Genomic DNA, 15,119 nt, shown 5'->3' with positions numbered 1-15,119 from the left:
TCTTCACCGCCGGCGACACCGCCCCCGTCGAACGCGTCCTACGCCGCCTGGCCGCCATGCGCTCCTACATGCGCGACATCAACCTCGGCCACGAACCCGACGAACACACCGCGGCCGCCGTCGGCATGACCGGCACCGAGATCCAAGAGATGTACCGCCTCCTCGCCATCGCGAAATACGAAGACCGGTACGTCATCCCCACCGCCCACACCGAGATCGCCCGCGAGCTCGACGAGCTCTCCTGTTCCCTCGACTACGACGGCGGCCCCGGCATGGGCGGCATGGGCCTCACCGGCGGCGGCCCGTTCGGCGAGACGTCGGGGAGCCCGGTGCCCGTCGCGGTCGAGAACTTCCACGTCCTCCAGGCGCGCCAGACGGCGGACTCGCCGTACGGGCCCTCGACACCGGGCCGCGTGAACCTCCTCAACTGGGACGGCAACGGCCGCCCGCCCGGGCTCTTCCCGCCGGGAGAGGACGCGACGACCGGCGGGACCGGCGCGGGCACCGGGACCGGCGGCGTCACGCCCGGAGGCCCCGGATCGCTGCCCGGGGGTCGGCAGGACGCGCGCCACGACACGATCCCCAACCCGTCTGCGCCCGGTCGACCGGCGGGCGGACCGGCACCCGGGAACGGGCCCGGCGTCGAGCCCGACGGGGGCACCCGATGAGGACGCGCTCCCTGCTCCCGACCCCGGCGCTGCGTCCCGGGGCACGACCTCGCGGGCCGCAGCCCGACCACCTGTCGCCGGTCGCGGCGTCGGACACCCAGCGCCGCACGGCGCACATGGCCGCGTCCGTGCTGCTCGCCTACCCCGACGCGGACGTGCTCGACGCGGCCGTCGCCGTCCGGGCCTCGACGCCGGGGCTGCCCGCGCCGGTCCGCGAGCGCCTCGACGCGTTCTGCGACGCGCTGCCGGCGCCGGCGGACGCGCAGGGCGTGCGCGACCTCCAGGCCCGCTACGTCGCGACGTTCGACCTCAAGCGCAAGTGCTCGATGTACCTGTCGTACTACGCCGCGGGCGACACCCGGCGGCGCGGGACGGCCCTCGTCGCGTTCGTCGAGGCGTACCGGGCCGCGGGCTGGGAGGTCACGGGCTCGGAGCTGCCCGACTACCTGCCGACCGTGCTCGAGTTCTCGGCCCGCACCGAGGGCGACGACGCCACGATCGCCGCGGGGCTGCTCGCCTCGCACCGCGACGGGATCGAGGTGCTGCGGACCGCGCTCGAGAGCATGGCGAGCCCGTGGACCGGGCTGGTCGAGGCGGTGTGCCTCACCCTGCCGCCGCTCGACGCGCGCACGCGGGAGCGGTACGTCGAGCTCGTGACGGCGGGTCCGCCCGCCGAGCTCGTGGGGATGGAGCCGTTCGCGCTGGAGCCGTACGGCAGCGGGTCCGGCCGAACCGGAGGAGCGGTGCGATGAGCGAGGTGAGCACGGGCGAGATCCTGCTGTGGGTCGTGTTCCCGTACGTGACGTTCGCGGTGTTCGTCGTGGGGTCGGTCTGGCGGTACCGGTACGACAAGTTCGGCTGGACCACGCGGTCGAGCGAGCTCTACGAGAAGCGTCTGCTGCGGCTCGGCTCCCCGCTCTTCCACTTCGGTCTGCTGTTCGTGATCCTCGGGCACCTGATGGGGCTCGTGATCCCGGAGTCGTGGACGGAGGCGGTGGGCATCCAGGAGGTCGCCTACCACTTCGTCGCCACGTACATGGGGTCGATCGCGGCGGTCGCGCTCGTCGCCGGGCTGCTCATCCTCGTCTACCGGCGCCGCACCACCGGTCCCGTCTTCCGCGCGACGACGCGCATGGACAAGACGATGTACGTGTTCCTCGCGGCGTCGATCCTGCTCGGGTCGTGGGCGACCGTGCAGACGCAGCTCCTCGCCGGCGGCCACGGGTACGACTACCGGGAGACGATCTCCCCCTGGTTCCGGTCGCTGTGGTACCTCCAGCCGCAGCCCGCGCTCATGGAGGGCGTGCCCGCGGCGTTCCAGCTCCACATCGTCGCCGCCAACCTGCTCTTCATCCTGTGGCCGTTCACGCGGCTCGTGCACGCGTTCTCCGCGCCCGCGCCCTACCTGTTCCGCCCGTACGTGGTGTACCGGTCGCGCGAGGCGTCGGTCGCCGCGCGCGCCCCGCGGCCCGGCTGGGACCCGTCGGAGCGCCCGCGCGGACGGTGATCCGGACCAACCGCACCGGCCTCGCGACGTACCAGGTCAGCGGCAGGAAATCGCCGCCGCGGCCCGAGCGCCGGCCCGCGACGGCCGGGTGAAAAGGGCGGCACGGCGACCACGGAACGCCCCGACGCCCCCTCCTTCCAGGGGCGGTCACCCCGACCGCGACCGTCACCCGGAAGAGGTCCGAGCATGTCCACCACCGCCCCGACGACCGCCGGTCGCCCCCGCGCCGTCCGCCCGTCCGCGTCGTCCACCATGCCCGCCGCCCGGCGCCGCGCGTCCGTCCTGCCGGCGCGCCTGGCCGGCCGTGTCGACGCTGCCGTCGCCGCCACCGCGCGCTTCCTCACGCGCTGGTCCGTGCCCGCGCTGCGCGTCGCCCTCGGCCTCGTGTTCCTCGGGTTCGGCGTCCTGAAGTTCTTCCCCGGCGCGAGCCCGGCAGAGTCGATCGCGGCGCGGACCGTCGAGACGCTCACGTTCGGCCTCGTCGGCGGGACGGCGGCCGTGATCTTCACCGCGGTCCTCGAGACCTTCATCGGCCTGACCCTCCTCACGGGCCGCCTCCTGCGGGCCGGGCTGGTCGCTCTCGCCGTCGCGATGGCCGGCATCCTGTCGCCGATCGTCCTGTTCGCCGGCGAGCTGTTCGGCCACGGCATGACCCTCCTGGGCCAGTACGTGCTCAAGGACCTCGTGCTCGTCGCCGGCGCTGCCGTCGTGGCGGCCGTCGCCCTCGGTGCCCGGCTGAAGCTCGACGCATGACACCCAGGCGCTCCCACGCCTTCGCTGACCCGACGAACAGGACCCCGTGACCGGCACCGGTCACGGGGTCCTTCGCTCTCCGGACGCCCAGCACGCGGCGTCGGACCCGCTCGTTACGCTTCCTCGAGACCGGCTGTGCGCTCAGCAGCAGCCAACGGCAAGGGGGCGGTGTGGTCACCTACGACGAGCTCGAGATCGAGACCAGACGCGACAGGCGGCGCAACTTCAAGAAGACGCCGCGGGTCCTCTTCGGACGAACCTGCGACGACGAGATGGTTCACCGACTGGTCCACGAAGGAATAGAACGCGAGGACTGGGTGCGAGCATCCGTCGCGGCTGACCAGGCGGTCGATGACGCGACCACCCACGCCGTTGTCCGGCCGGCGCTGAGCATCGCGATGTGGGTCGCGTCGGCGTCGATCGCGCTGGTCGGCATCCAGATCGTTCTCGCACTGTCATGGCCCATGGCGTCGGATCTTCCGGAGCTGAGACTTGCTGGGCTCCAGACCGTCGGTTTCCTCCTTGGCGCCGTGGCATGCTTGGCTCTCGGGGTCTGGTTCGCCACGGAAGGCCGCGAACAGGCCCAGGAGCGCCACGATGCGCTTGCGTGGCGATGCGCGCTGGCCAAAGCCCTCGTCTGTGAATCCGTCGCTGCGCAAGAGATGCCTTCGACGATGCACGATGACGCACACCTCTGCGGCCCTGTCACCTGGCTCCGACGGCTGGCGAAGAGGTAACCGCTCGCTGTCCGGGCGTCCCGACACGACGCGCCCACCACCTGCTGACGGGCATGTGCTCGTCGACGCCCGTGACCGCCCGGTGCCGTCCTTGCTGCAGTGGGGCTCAGAGGGTGCGAGACATGTACGTGCTGTTCGGGTCGTCCGTGTAGTCGGCGAACGGTGCGCACGGCACGAACCCGTGGCGCGCGTAGAGGCGACGCGCGGGCGCGAAGTAGTCCTCCGCGCCCGTCTCCAGGCTCACGCGGTCGAGCCCACGGTCGCGTGCGACGTCGAGCAGGTGCGCGAGGACCGTCGCGGCGACGCCCCGGCCCCGCGCGGCCGCCGTCGTGCGCATGGACTTGAGCTCGCCCAGAGTCGCGTCGTGCTGCTTGAGCGCACCGCACCCCAGGAGACCGCCGTCCGCGGAGCGCGCGGTGACGAAGGTGATGTCCGGCGCGCGCAGCCGCTCCACGTCCAGCGCGTGCACGCTCTCCGGCGGCGACGTCGCGTGCATCTCGTCCAGGTGCTCCTGCAGCAGCGCCAGCACGTCCTCGGCCGCCGGGTCCTCGACGGCGACGCGCACGCCCGCCCGGGTCGTCGTCTCGCTCACGCCCCGAGCGTGCCACACGGCCGGGGACGTCGTGCGCCGCGTCGATCGACGTCGCGCGACCCGTCCGTGGACGCAGCGCTCGCGCCGTGACGCAGCAGTCGACCTTGGCGGCCGGACGACGCGCGCGAGCTCAGGACTCGAGGGACGCGAGCACCTCGTCGACGGCGGACCAGAGCTGTCGTCGCGCGTCGAGTCCGGCGGCGTCCCGCGCGGCGTCACCGGTGGAGTACTCCATCCACGGTGGCGGGGAGACGTCGTGGCCCGCGCCCTCGCCCACGATCGCGACGGTGGTGCCCTGCCCGCGACTGTCCAGAGCTCGTTCAGCACGACGGAGGTACCCGCACGAGTACCAGACGTCGTCCTCGGTCCCGCACGCGAGGATCACGGGCCCGGTGATCGAGTCGACCGGGATCCGCGCCGCGGGGTCGGCGTCGCTCGCTGCGGTCCAGTCCGCCGAGCACGGGAGCGCCTCACCGCCGAGCGTCCATGCGGAGACAGACGCGTCCGGGTATCCGCACATGATCGCGTCGGCGCCGACCGGGGCGATCGCGCCCTGCACGAGGTCCGGCCGGTTCGCCGCGAGCCACAGCGCCATCTCCCCACCGCGCGACGCACCGAACGCGAGCACGGCGTCGCCGTCCACGCCCGGCTGCTCCCGGAGCCACGCGAGCGAGTCGAGGAACGTCTCCACCGGCACCTCCTCGAGCGCGGCCGGCTGGTCGACGCCCTTGAAGTAGCCGATCCCGAGGGCCGGGTACCCCAGTCCGGCGATCGCCTCCGCGAACGCCCGCCCGCCCTGCGACCCACCCTCGGACCCGCCGAACGCGAGGACGGCGGGCCGCGGGTCGTCGGCGGAGAGCCCCTCCGGGACGGCGTAGGCCCCGGGGAAGCCCTCGGGCCCGGTCTCGTGCACGGTGACCTCGGACGTCGGCGTCGGATCCTGGGCCGGGGTCGCGGCGGCGTCGGGCGCGAGCGTGGTCGGCGCCGGCTCCTGCGGGGTCGCGCCCCCGGTGCACGCGGCGAGCGTCGCCGCCACGAGGGCCGCCAGCACGCCGAGCGCCCTGGTGCGGCGGGCGGAGCGGCCCGGTCGAACATCACGCCCTCGTGAGAACATACGGCATCCTAACAAACACCCGGCGCGAGTCACGTGGCCGGTCGCCGTCCCGCAACCTGGGGAGCACACTCGGTCGAGCGATGCACGGGCGTTCGAGTGATGCACGCCCAGGCGCGTCCCTCGGGCGCACGTGCACCACTCAGCGAGCACCCCCGCGCTTGGCGTCCGTCTCTCGGGGCTTCCACGGTCCTGCGACGTGACACTCCGCAGGTGCGGGTCTATCGTCGCCACCATGCCGCATTTTCGGATTCGAGAGGCCGCGAGCCTGCTCGGGGTGAGCGACGACACCGTCCGTCGGTGGGTCGACGCCGGCGAGCTCGCCGCGAGCGTCGACGACGCCGGGCGCAAGGTCGTCGAGGGCGCGGAGCTCGCGCGCTTCGCCGTCGCGCAGTCGCACCCGACGCCCGACCCGTCCGGCGTCGCCCGCTCGGCGCGCAACCGGTTCGTGGGGATCGTGACGGGCGTCGTGAGCGACACCGTGATGTCCCAGGTCGAGATGCTCTGCGGGGGCCAGCGCGTGGTCTCGCTCATGAGCACCGAGGCCGTGCGCGAGCTGCGCCTCGAGCCCGGGAGCCTGGCCGTCGCGGTCGTCAAGGCGACGACCGTCATCGTCGAGACGCCGGGAGGAGCCGCGTGAGCGCGTCCGCACGGCCCCGCCCGACCACTCGCCCGACCCTCGCGCACCGCCGGACCCGGCGCACCCTCGCGGCGCTCGGGGCGGCGACGCTCCTCGCCGCGATCGCCGCGTGCGGCACGGGCGCGGACGGCGGGGGCGACGCCGCGTCGTCGGACGGTGCCGCGGACGCCGCGAGCACGCCGGCCGAGGAGAGCACGCTCACGGTCCTCGCCGCCGCGTCGCTGCGCGACGTGTTCACGGACCTCGCGGCGGACTTCGAGGCCGAGCACGAGGGCGTGACCGTGGCGCTGTCGTTCGCGGGGTCGTCCGACCTGGGCGACCAGATCCTCGCCGGGGCGCCGGCCGACGTCTTCGCCTCCGCGGACGAGCGCACCATGGCCCGGGTCGTCGAGGCGGGCGACGCGTCCGACCCGGTCGCGTTCGCGACGAACACGCTGACGGTCGTCACCCCGCCCGGCAACCCGGCCGGCGTCGAGACGTTCGCCGACCTCGCGCGCGAGGACGTCAAGGTCGTGGTGTGCGCGCCCGAGGTCCCGTGCGGCGCCGCGACCGACGCGGTCGCCGGGGCCGCGGGCGTCACCGTCCACCGCGTGAGCGAGGAGGCGAGCGTCACGGACGTGCTCGCCAAGGTCACGTCGGGCGAGGCCGACGCAGGCCTCGTGTACGTCACGGACGCGACCCTCGCGGGCGACGACGTCGACGTGGTCGACGTGCCCGAGACCGACGCGGCGCTCAACGTCTACCCGATCGCGCTCGTCGCGGCGGCCGAGCGGTCCGGCCCGGAGCAGGTCGAGCTCGCGCGGGCGTGGATCGACCTCGTGACCGGCGACGCCGGGCAGGCCGCGCTCGCCGCCGCGGGCTTCGGCGCGCCGGACGCCTCCGCGCCGTGACGTCCGCAGCACCTGGCGGGTCCTGATGCGCGGGCTCCCCCGCTGGGTCCTCGTCCCGGCGCTGCTCGGCGCGCTGTTCGTCGTCGTCCCCGTGGTGGCGATGGTCGCGCGCGTCGAGCCGACGCCGGGGCCGGACGGGACCGGCGGCTTCTGGGCCCTCGTGACGTCCCCGGCCGCGGTCGACGCGCTCGGGCTGTCCCTGCGCACCGCGCTCGTCGCGACGCTGTGCTGCGTCGTGCTCGGCACGCCCATGGCGCTCGTCCTCGCGCGCACGACGTTCCCCGGGCAGCGCGTCGCGCGCGCCCTCGTCCTGCTCCCGCTCGTCCTGCCGCCCGTGGTCGGCGGCATCGCGCTGCTCCACACGTTCGGGCGACGCGGGCTGATCGGCCGGCACCTCGAGGTGCTGGGGGTCGAGGTCGCGTTCACCACGACGGCCGTCGTCATCGCGCAGACCTTCGTCGCCCTCCCGTTCCTCGTCCTGAGCCTCGAGGGCGCGCTGCGCACGCAGGACGCGCGCCTCGAGGACGTCGCCGCGACGCTCGGCGCCCGCCCGACGACGGTGCTGCGCCGCGTCACCCTCCCCCGCGTCCTGCCGGGGCTGACGTCGGGCGCGGTGCTCGCGTTCGCGCGGGCGCTCGGCGAGTTCGGCGCGACCATCACGTTCGCGGGCGCGCTCCAGGGCGTCACGCAGACCCTGCCGCTCGAGATCTACCTCCAGCGCAGCGCCGACCCGGACGCCGCCGTCGCGCTGTCGTTCGTGCTCGTCGTGGTGGCCGTGCTCATCACGGCGGCCGTCCACGGCCCGCGCGTCCTCGGCGGCCCGGACGCCCGGACGGCGCGACCGCGGCGCGGGGGCCAGGTGGCCCGCGGGCCGGGCACCCTGCCCGACGGCGATCGGCTCGTCCAGGAGGACGTCTCGCCCGGGGCCGACGACGACCGGGCGACGGCAGCCGCCGCGGACCCGACCCCGCGCGCCGGCGGGGCCCCCGCCGCGCTCGCCGTGCGCGCCGTCGTCCCCGACCGCGGGCTCGACGTCGACCTCGCGCTCGCCCCGGGCGAGGTCGTCGCGGTGCTCGGCGAGAACGGCGCGGGCAAGTCGACGCTCGTGCAGGTCGTCGCGGGCCTCCTCCCGCCCGGCGACGCGCCCGGCGCCCGGGTCGCCGTCGGGGACGACGACGTCACGCGCGCCGCGCCGCGCCGCCGCCGGGTCGCGTGGCTGAGCCAGCGACCGCTGCTGTTCGCGAACCTGTCGGTCGAGGACAACGTCGCGTTCGGCCTCCGGGCGCGGGGCGTGCCACGCTCGCGCGCCCGGCGCGAGGCCCGGGCCGCGCTCGGGCACGTCGGCGCCACCCACCTCGCGACCCGGCGCGCGACCGACCTCTCCGGCGGGCAGGCGCAGCGCGTCGCGATCGCCCGGGCGCTCGTCACCGACCCGCGCGTGCTCCTGCTCGACGAGCCGCTCGCCTCGCTCGACGTCGGCGTCGCGCAGCACGTGCGGTCGGTGCTGCACCACGCGCAGCGCGCGCACCCGCGCACGACGCTCCTCGTGACCCACGACCTGCTCGACGTGCTGCTGCTGGCGGACCGCGTCGTCGTCCTGGACGACGGCCGCGTCGTCGAGGACGGTCCGGCGGACCAGGTTCTCACGCGGCCGCGGTCCCGGTTCGCGGCCCGCCTCGCGGGTGTGAACCTGCTCGCGGGGAGCGTCGTCCATGTCGCCGTGCCGGAGCCCGTCACGGTGGGGAGCCTCGGGACGGAGCAGGGCGGGCCGGACGCCGGCGGGCCGGATACCGGCGGGGCGGACGCGGCTCTGGCCCCGACCGAGGCGGGGCCGGACGAGACGGCGGCAGCACGCGAGGTGACGGTCGCCGTCGACGGAGCGGAGGTCCGCGTGCGCGGGACGGCGGACGATCCTCTCGCGGTCGGGGCCGGGGCCGTCGCGGTGTTCGAGCCGCGCACGGTCGCCGTCCACCGGGCGACGCCCGAGGGCAGTCCCCGCAACGCGTACCGGGTCGTCGTGACCAGCGTCGAGCCGCACGGGCCGCTGCTGCGCGTGTGGGGTCGCGTGGCGGGCGAGGACCGGGGCGACCAGGCCGCAGTGACGACGACCGCCGTCGGCCACGACGCCCCGCACCTGGCCGCCGACCTCACACCGCGCGCCGTCGCCGAGCTGCGCCTGACCCCGGGCGAGCACGTCTGGTTCGTGGTCAAGGCGGCCGAGGTGCGCATCCACCCCCGCTGACACGCCGAACCCGGGGTCCTTCCCCACGACTCGCCGGTCGTGAGGAAGGACCCCGGGTTCGGCACCGCGGGTGTCAGACGGCGGCCCGTGCCTCCGGCGCGGGGGCGGGCGCCGCGTCGTGCGGGTGGGGTCGGGCGCTGCGGGACCACTCGCCGCCGCGGGCCCTGACCGCGACGAGCAGGACGACGAGCCCGACGGCGGTCATCGCGGCGCCCGCCCACAGGGGCGACGTGAAGCCGAGCCCGGCGGCGATGGTCAGGCCGCCGATCCACGCGCCGAGCGCGTTGCCCACGTTGAAGGCGGCGATGTTCGCGCCCGACGCGAGGGTGGGGGCGCCCTGGGCGAACGACATGACGCGCATCTGGAGCCCGGGGACGGTCGCGAACCCGAAGGCGCCCATGAGGACGAGGCTCACGACGGTCATGACCTGGCTCGTCGCGGTGAGCGCGAAGACGCCCAGCACCACGGTGAGCGCCGCGAACAGCACGACGAGCGTCGTGCCGAGCCGGCGGTCGGCGGCGCGCCCGCCGACGAGGTTGCCCACGAACAGACCGCCGCCGAACAGCACGAGCAGCCACGGGACCGACGCCGTCGTGAACCCGCCCACCTCGGTGAGCGTGAACGCGATGTAGGTGAACGCGCCGAACATCCCGCCGAACCCGAGCACGGTGATCGCGATCGAGAACCACACCTGCGCGCTGCGGAACGCGGCGAGCTCGCCGCGCAGCCCGGTGCTGCCCGACGCGCGGTCCGTCCCGGGCGAGGTGCTGCCGTCGGGTGCGGGGACGCCGTCGGGCGACCCGACGCGCGACGGGACGAGGAGCGCGATCCCGGCGAGCGCGACGACGCCGATGGCGGTGATGGCCCAGAACGTCGCACGCCATCCGGCGGCCTGGCCGAGGAACGTGCCGAACGGGACGCCGAGCACGTTCGCGATGGTCAGCCCGGCGAACATGATCGAGATGGCCCCGGCCCGCTTCTCCGGCGCGACGAGGTCGGCCGCCACGACGGCGCCGATCCCGAAGAACGCGCCGTGGCACAGCGCCGCGACGACGCGGCCGAGGAGCATGACCTCGTACGTCGGCGCGACGGCGGACAGCAGGTTGCCCGCGATGAACAGGACCATGAGGCCGAGGAGGGCCTTCTTGCGGTCGACGCGCGTCAGGGCGGCCGTGAGGCCGATCGCGCCGACGGCGACGGACAGCGCGTAGCCCGAGATGAGGTAGCCGGCGACGGACTCGGTGACGCCGAAGTCGGCGGCCACCTCGGGCAGCAGGCCCATGATGACGAACTCGGTGAGCCCGATGCCGAAGCCCCCGATGGCGAGGGCCCAGAGGGCGACTGGCATGACGATCTCCTGGTTCCGGGAAGGTGCGGTCTCGCGGGCGAGGCGCGGCGCGGGCCGGGGCGCGCGCCGGCGCGTCAGCCCTCGAAGGTGTCGGGGTGCGGTCCGATGCGACCGCCCGCGTCGAGGGCGTCGATCGCGGCGACCTCGTCGGCGGTGAGCGCGAAGCCGAGGACGTCGAGGTTCGACGCGATCCGCGCGGGCGTCACGGACTTGGGGATGACGACCGTCCCCTGCTGCAGGTGCCAGCGCAGGACGACCTGGGCGGGCGTGACGTCGTGGGCGGCGGCGACGCGGACGACCGTCGGGTCGTCGAGGACCGTGCCCTGGCCCAGCGGGCTCCACGCCTCGGTGACGATCCCGAGCTCGGCGTGGACGTCGCGCAGCGCGCGCTGCTGGAGCGCGGGGTGCAGCTCGACCTGGTTGACGGCGGGCGTCTCGCCCGTCGCCGCGACGACCGCGCGCAGGTGCGCGGGCTCGAAGTTGGAGACGCCGATCTCGCGGACGAGGCCCGCGTCGCGGGCCGCGACGAGACCCTCCCACGCCTCGACGTACCGGCCGCGGGTGGGCGACGGCCAGTGGATCAGGTAGAGGTCCAGCCGGTCGAGGCCGAGCCGCTCGAGCGACGCTTCGAGCGCGGGACGGACGGCGTCCCGGGCGAGGGAGTCGATCCACAGCTTGCTCGTGACGAAGACGTCGTCGCGCGCGAGGCCGGACTCCGCGAGGGCGCGGCCGACGCCCGCCTCGTTGCCGTAGACGGCCGCGGTGTCGACGCTGCGGTACCCCGCCTCGAGCGCGAGGCTCACCGCTCGCGTGGTCTCGGCGTCGGGCACCTGGAAGACGCCGAAGCCGACCTGCGGGATCGAGGTGCCGCCGCGCAGGGTCGTGCGGGGCATGGTCGTGGTGGTCGAGGACACGGAAGGGCTCCTGAGGGACGATCGGGAAGGGATCGCGTTGCACACGCGTTCACCTGGCGTCTGCACTTGTTGCAGACGCGCGCTATCGATAGTTGCACACGCCGATTAGTTGCACAAGCGCTATAGTTGTGACGGCACGCACGCACCGAGGAGGACCCCATGGGCATCGCCGACGACGCCGTCGAGATCCGCGCGCAGGGCTGGCGCACGCTCGCCGCGCTGCACGGGCTCATCGACGCCGCGCTCGAGCGTGCCCTGCAGTCGGAGCACGACCTCTCGGTCGTCGAGTACACCGTGCTCGACGCGCTCTCCCGGCAGGACGGCTGGCACATGCGCATGCAGCAGCTCGCGCGGGCCGCCGCGCTCTCCCCCAGCGCGACGACCCGGCTCGTCAACCGGCTCGAGGACCGTGGCCTGCTCACGCGCATCCTGTGCCAGGACGACCGCCGCGGGATCTACACCGAGCTCACGCCCGCGGGCGAGGCGCTCCTGCGCGCCGCGCGCCCCACCCACGACGCGACCCTCGAGGCGGCCCTGCACGACGCGACGGAGACGCCCGAGCTCGCGTCGCTCGTCGACGCGCTGCACGCGCTCCCGGCCTCCGCCGGCGCGAGGTAGCCCCGCCGGCTCCCGGCACGGCGTCGCCCAGCGGGCACGGTCCCGCCCGGCGGGTACGGCGCCGCCCGGCAGGTACGGCGTCGTCCGGCAGGCACGACGAGCCGGACAGGCGCACGCGTGAGGGTCCGGTCAGGCCTGTCGGTCGACCCCGCCGAGCGCGGCGCGGACCTCGCCGACGATCGCCGCCATCGCCGCCTCGGCGGCGCGCGGGTCGCCGGCCGCGACGGCGCGCGCGACGGCCTCGTGCTGGTCCAGCGCCTCGGGGACGGGGGACGCGGGCATGAGGCCCAGGTGCGTCCGGCCGCTGAGCACCGCGGCCACGACGCCGGCGAGCGCGCCGAACATCTCGTTGCCGCTCGCGCGGAGCAGGAGCTCGTGGAAGCGCACGTCGAGCGCGAGGAACTCCTCCAGGTCGCCCGCCTCGCCGAGCATCCGCATGCGCGTCGCCGCCGCGACGAGCTCGGCGCGCTCGTCGTCCGTCGCGTGGACCGCCGCTCCGGCGGCCGCGAGCGGCTCGACGGCGTGGCGCAGCTCGGTGAGCGTGCGGAGCTGCGGGTCACGACCCGGCCCTTCGAGGCGCCAGCGGATGACGCGTGGGTCGAGCACGTTCCACTCCTCGATGCCGAGGACGACGAGCCCGACGCGACGCTTCGACCGCACCAGGCCGAGCCCTTCGAGGAGCCGCATGACCTCGCGCGCGACGGTGCGCGAGACGCCGAACTCGGACCCGATCGACTCGAGCGTGAGCGGCGAGCCGGCGGGGACGTCGCCGCTGGTGATACGGCGTCCGAGGGCGTCGAGCACGGTGGTGTGCAGGACCGTCGTCGCCATGGTCAGCAGCCTACTGGCGCCCATTGGTGATATCAATCACTTGCCAAAGGTGCTACCAATGCCGCACAGTGGTCGGCAGTGGGGACCACGACGGTCGCCACCCGGGACGGGACCGCGCCGCGAGACGCACCCGCACCGGACGCCCGCCCGACACGGAAGTCGACACATGGACACGGACGTCAGCACCACGGTCCAGGCCGAGAGCGCCGCACCCGAGCACGCACCCCAGCACCTCGTCGTCATGGGGGTCGCAGGCTCGGGCAAGACGACGGTCGCGACGCTGCTCGCGCAGCGCCTCGGGACCGAGTACGCCGAGGCCGACCGGTTCCACCCGCAGGCCAACATCGAGAAGATGAGCGCGGGCACCCCGCTCACCGACGAGGACCGCTGGCCGTGGCTCGAGGCGATCCGCGACTGGCTGAGCGCCGAGGCGGACGCCGGACGCTCCGGCGTCGTGACCTGCTCCGCACTCAAGCGCTCCTACCGCGACCTGCTGCGCACCGCGCGCGGCCGCGTCTGCTTCGTCCACCTCGACGGCAGCCCCGAGCTCCTCGCCGAGCGCATGGAGCACCGCAGCGGCCACTTCATGCCCACGTCGCTCCTGCCCTCGCAGCTCGCCACGCTCGAGCCCCTGGGCGACGACGAGCCCGGCTTCACGGTCGACGTCACCCGCACGCCCGAGCAGATCGCCGACTTCGTGCTCGACCGGCGGGCCGACTGCGGGCGGACCGACCCCAGCACCTCGACCGGGACCTCGGCCGGGACCTCGGCCGGGACGGAGGCGCAGCGATGATCGGCACGCTCACGCAGCACCTCACGACGCTCGCGCCGTCCGCCGCCGCGGCCGTCGCGCGCGCCGCGGAGGACGCCCCCGTGACCGACGCCGGGACGGCCCAGCTCGTCCTCGCCGCCGTCGTCGGCATCGCGACGATCGTCGTCCTCATCGTGTGGCTCAAGCTGCACCCGTTCCTCGCACTGATGATCGGCTCGGCCGTGCTCGCCGTCGTGGCCGGCATCGACTTCGTCGACGCGTTCACCAGCTTCTCCGCGGGGCTCGGCTCGACCGTCGCCGGGGTCGGCGTCCTCATCGCGCTCGGCGCGATCATCGGCAAGCTGCTCATCGACTCCGGGGGCGCCGACCAGATCGTCGACACGATCCTCGGCAGGACGACGCCGCAGCGCCTGCCGTGGGCCATGGCGCTCATCGCGTTCGTCATCGGGATCCCGCTGTTCTTCGAGGTGGGTGTCGTCCTCCTCGTGCCCGTGGTCATGCTCGTGGCCAAGCGCGTCCGCACCAACCCGATCCTCGTCGGGATCCCCGCGCTCGCGGGCCTGTCCGCGCTGCACGGTCTGGTCCCGCCGCACCCGGGGCCGCTGCTCGCCATCGACGCGCTCGGCGCCGACCTCGGCCTGACGCTCGGCCTCGGCCTGCTCGTCGCGATCCCCACCGTGGTCGTGTCCGGCCCGCTGCTCGCCAAGCCCCTCGCGCGCTGGGTGCCGCTCCCGCCGCCCACGTCCGTGCTCGGCGTCTCCGAGCGCGACGAGGACGCACCGCGCCCGAGCTTCGCGGTCTCCGTCGGCGTCGTCCTGCTGCCCGTGATCCTCATGCTCGCCCGCACCCTCGTCGAGGTCAGCGGGTCCATCGACACCGGCTGGGGCCGCGTCTTCGAGTTCATCGGCACCCCGCTCGTCGCGCTGCTCATCACCGCGCTCACCTCGCTCGTCGTGCTGGGCTCCGCGCTCGGCCGCACGCGCGACCAGGTGAGCAAGCTCGTCGACTCGTCGTTCGCGCCGATCGCGGGCATCCTCCTCATCGTCGGCGCCGGCGGCGGCTTCAAGCAGACGCTCGTCGACTCGGGCGTCGGCGACGTCGTCGCGAAGGGCATCTCGGACGCGAACATCACGCCGCTGCTCGCGGGCTGGCTCGTCGCCGTCCTCATCCGCGTCGCCACCGGCTCCGCGACCGTCGCGACCATCACCGCCGCGGGCATCATGGCCCCGATCGCCGCGACCCTGCCGCCCACGCACGCCGCGCTGCTCGTGCTCTCGATCGGCGCGGGGTCGGTGTTCCTGTCGCACGTCAACGACGCCGGGTTCTGGCTCGTCAAGGAGTACTTCGGCATGACCGTCGGGCAGACGTTCAAGACGTGGTCGCTCATGGAGTGCGTCCTGTCCGTCGTCGCGCTCCTCGTGGTCCTCCTCCTGGGCCTCGTCGTCTAGCGGAACGGGCGGGGGGGGGGGGGGGGGGGGGGGGGGGGGGGGGGGGCG

At 74.6% G+C, this 15,119-nt stretch carries 15 protein-coding genes and 1 pseudogene; 11 read left to right on the top strand and 5 right to left on the bottom strand.

Annotated features, from left to right (window positions below):
- The 5 genes and pseudogenes from ACTJIY_RS20095 to ACTJIY_RS20075 all read left to right on the top strand — a co-directional run.
- Nucleotides 1–668, top strand: a pseudogene (locus tag ACTJIY_RS20095) (hypothetical protein); the annotation flags it as partial.
- Nucleotides 665–1,420 (top strand): nitrate reductase molybdenum cofactor assembly chaperone, encoded by a 756-nt coding sequence (narJ, locus tag ACTJIY_RS20090; protein ID WP_440675364.1) that lies wholly within the window; start codon nt 665–667, stop codon nt 1,418–1,420. The pseudogene ACTJIY_RS20095 and the gene narJ, both read left to right, overlap by 4 nt.
- Complete coding sequence (gene narI / locus ACTJIY_RS20085; protein WP_440675365.1) at nt 1,417–2,175, top strand: respiratory nitrate reductase subunit gamma; 759 nt, start codon at nt 1,417–1,419, stop codon at nt 2,173–2,175. The genes narJ and narI overlap by 4 nt, the downstream gene beginning before the upstream one ends.
- Before the next feature lie 186 nt (nt 2,176–2,361).
- Entirely contained in the window at nt 2,362–2,928 is a 567-nt protein-coding gene (locus ACTJIY_RS20080; RefSeq protein WP_440675366.1) for a DoxX family membrane protein, read from the top strand.
- A 170-nt stretch (nt 2,929–3,098) separates the two neighbouring features.
- Nucleotides 3,099–3,665, top strand: coding sequence for a hypothetical protein (locus ACTJIY_RS20075; protein WP_439159331.1), 567 nt, complete (start codon nt 3,099–3,101; stop codon nt 3,663–3,665).
- A 106-nt stretch (nt 3,666–3,771) separates the two neighbouring features.
- On the opposite strand, the gene ACTJIY_RS20070 is transcribed toward ACTJIY_RS20075, so the two are convergent.
- Nucleotides 3,772–4,257 (bottom strand): GNAT family N-acetyltransferase, encoded by a 486-nt coding sequence (locus ACTJIY_RS20070; protein ID WP_440675367.1) that lies wholly within the window; start codon nt 4,255–4,257, stop codon nt 3,772–3,774.
- A 130-nt stretch (nt 4,258–4,387) separates the two neighbouring features.
- Nucleotides 4,388–5,371, bottom strand: a complete 984-nt coding sequence (locus tag ACTJIY_RS20065; protein WP_440675368.1) for an alpha/beta hydrolase family protein — start codon at nt 5,369–5,371, stop codon at nt 4,388–4,390.
- Nucleotides 5,372–5,603: 232 nt separating this feature from the next.
- Here ACTJIY_RS20065 and ACTJIY_RS20060 point away from each other — a divergent pair, with 232 nt between their 5' ends.
- The 3 genes from ACTJIY_RS20060 to ACTJIY_RS20050 are packed head-to-tail and all read left to right on the top strand — an operon-like array spanning nt 5,604 to nt 9,140.
- Nucleotides 5,604–6,008 (top strand): TOBE domain-containing protein, encoded by a 405-nt coding sequence (locus tag ACTJIY_RS20060; protein WP_253054265.1) that lies wholly within the window; start codon nt 5,604–5,606, stop codon nt 6,006–6,008.
- Nucleotides 6,005–6,898 carry a molybdate ABC transporter substrate-binding protein gene (gene modA / locus ACTJIY_RS20055; protein ID WP_440675369.1) on the top strand — a complete coding sequence of 298 codons (894 nt, stop codon included), beginning with the start codon at nt 6,005–6,007 and terminating at the stop codon, nt 6,896–6,898. Before ACTJIY_RS20060 ends, modA begins: the two co-directional genes overlap by 4 nt.
- Nucleotides 6,899–6,923: 25 nt before the next feature.
- Nucleotides 6,924–9,140, top strand: coding sequence for an ABC transporter permease (locus ACTJIY_RS20050; RefSeq protein ID WP_440675370.1), 2,217 nt, complete (start codon nt 6,924–6,926; stop codon nt 9,138–9,140).
- Nucleotides 9,141–9,213: 73 nt separating this feature from the next.
- On the opposite strand, the gene ACTJIY_RS20045 is transcribed toward ACTJIY_RS20050, so the two are convergent.
- Together ACTJIY_RS20045 and ACTJIY_RS20040 are read right to left on the bottom strand one after the other, a co-directional pair.
- On the bottom strand, nt 9,214–10,488 hold the full coding sequence (locus ACTJIY_RS20045) for an MFS transporter (RefSeq protein WP_440675371.1): 1,275 nt from the start codon (nt 10,486–10,488) through the stop codon (nt 9,214–9,216).
- 74 nt (nt 10,489–10,562) lie between these two features.
- The gene (locus tag ACTJIY_RS20040; protein ID WP_440675373.1) at nt 10,563–11,381 is read right to left on the bottom strand and encodes an aldo/keto reductase; all 819 of its coding nucleotides are present in this window, start codon (nt 11,379–11,381) and stop codon (nt 10,563–10,565) included.
- Between the two features lie 180 nt (nt 11,382–11,561).
- Between ACTJIY_RS20040 and ACTJIY_RS20035 the strand changes: the two genes are divergently transcribed.
- Nucleotides 11,562–12,020, top strand: coding sequence for a MarR family winged helix-turn-helix transcriptional regulator (locus tag ACTJIY_RS20035; RefSeq protein WP_253054271.1), 459 nt, complete (start codon nt 11,562–11,564; stop codon nt 12,018–12,020).
- A 129-nt stretch (nt 12,021–12,149) separates the two neighbouring features.
- Here the strand turns inward: ACTJIY_RS20035 and ACTJIY_RS20030 are convergent, their stop codons facing one another.
- Nucleotides 12,150–12,851, bottom strand: coding sequence for a FadR/GntR family transcriptional regulator (locus tag ACTJIY_RS20030; RefSeq protein WP_253054273.1), 702 nt, complete (start codon nt 12,849–12,851; stop codon nt 12,150–12,152).
- A 166-nt stretch (nt 12,852–13,017) separates the two neighbouring features.
- Here ACTJIY_RS20030 and ACTJIY_RS20025 point away from each other — a divergent pair, with 166 nt between their 5' ends.
- Entirely contained in the window at nt 13,018–13,644 is a 627-nt protein-coding gene (locus ACTJIY_RS20025; protein ID WP_440675372.1) for a gluconokinase, read from the top strand.
- The gene (locus tag ACTJIY_RS20020) at nt 13,641–15,071 is read left to right on the top strand and encodes a GntT/GntP/DsdX family permease (protein WP_253054278.1); all 1,431 of its coding nucleotides are present in this window, start codon (nt 13,641–13,643) and stop codon (nt 15,069–15,071) included. The genes ACTJIY_RS20025 and ACTJIY_RS20020 overlap by 4 nt, the downstream gene beginning before the upstream one ends.
- The last annotated feature ends 48 nt before the right edge of the window (nt 15,072–15,119 follow it).

The sequence above is a fragment of the Cellulosimicrobium sp. 22598 genome (assembly GCF_052044445.1).
GTDB classification, from domain to species: Bacteria; Actinomycetota; Actinomycetes; order Actinomycetales; family Cellulomonadaceae; genus Cellulosimicrobium; species Cellulosimicrobium cellulans_G.
The sequence above is the reverse complement of the archived record's forward strand: the minus strand, read 5'-3'. Positions and strand labels throughout refer to the sequence as shown.

Bases quoted from the DNA above. Each gene is read 5' to 3' on its own strand.
- narI (WP_440675365.1), top strand. From the start codon at position 1,417: ATGAGCGAGGTGAGCACGGGCGAGATCCTGCTGTGGGTCGTGTTCCCG.
- ACTJIY_RS20035 (WP_253054271.1), top strand. From the start codon at position 11,562: ATGGGCATCGCCGACGACGCCGTCGAGATCCGCGCGCAGGGCTGGCGC.
- ACTJIY_RS20020 (WP_253054278.1), top strand. From the start codon at position 13,641: ATGATCGGCACGCTCACGCAGCACCTCACGACGCTCGCGCCGTCCGCC.
- ACTJIY_RS20080 (WP_440675366.1), top strand. From the start codon at position 2,362: ATGTCCACCACCGCCCCGACGACCGCCGGTCGCCCCCGCGCCGTCCGC.
- ACTJIY_RS20065 (WP_440675368.1), bottom strand. From the start codon at position 5,371: ATGTTCTCACGAGGGCGTGATGTTCGACCGGGCCGCTCCGCCCGCCGC.
- ACTJIY_RS20040 (WP_440675373.1), bottom strand. From the start codon at position 11,381: ATGCCCCGCACGACCCTGCGCGGCGGCACCTCGATCCCGCAGGTCGGC.
- ACTJIY_RS20045 (WP_440675371.1), bottom strand. From the start codon at position 10,488: ATGCCAGTCGCCCTCTGGGCCCTCGCCATCGGGGGCTTCGGCATCGGG.
- ACTJIY_RS20050 (WP_440675370.1), top strand. From the start codon at position 6,924: ATGCGCGGGCTCCCCCGCTGGGTCCTCGTCCCGGCGCTGCTCGGCGCG.
- ACTJIY_RS20060 (WP_253054265.1), top strand. From the start codon at position 5,604: ATGCCGCATTTTCGGATTCGAGAGGCCGCGAGCCTGCTCGGGGTGAGC.
- narJ (WP_440675364.1), top strand. From the start codon at position 665: ATGAGGACGCGCTCCCTGCTCCCGACCCCGGCGCTGCGTCCCGGGGCA.
- ACTJIY_RS20025 (WP_440675372.1), top strand. From the start codon at position 13,018: ATGGACACGGACGTCAGCACCACGGTCCAGGCCGAGAGCGCCGCACCC.
- ACTJIY_RS20030 (WP_253054273.1), bottom strand. From the start codon at position 12,851: ATGGCGACGACGGTCCTGCACACCACCGTGCTCGACGCCCTCGGACGC.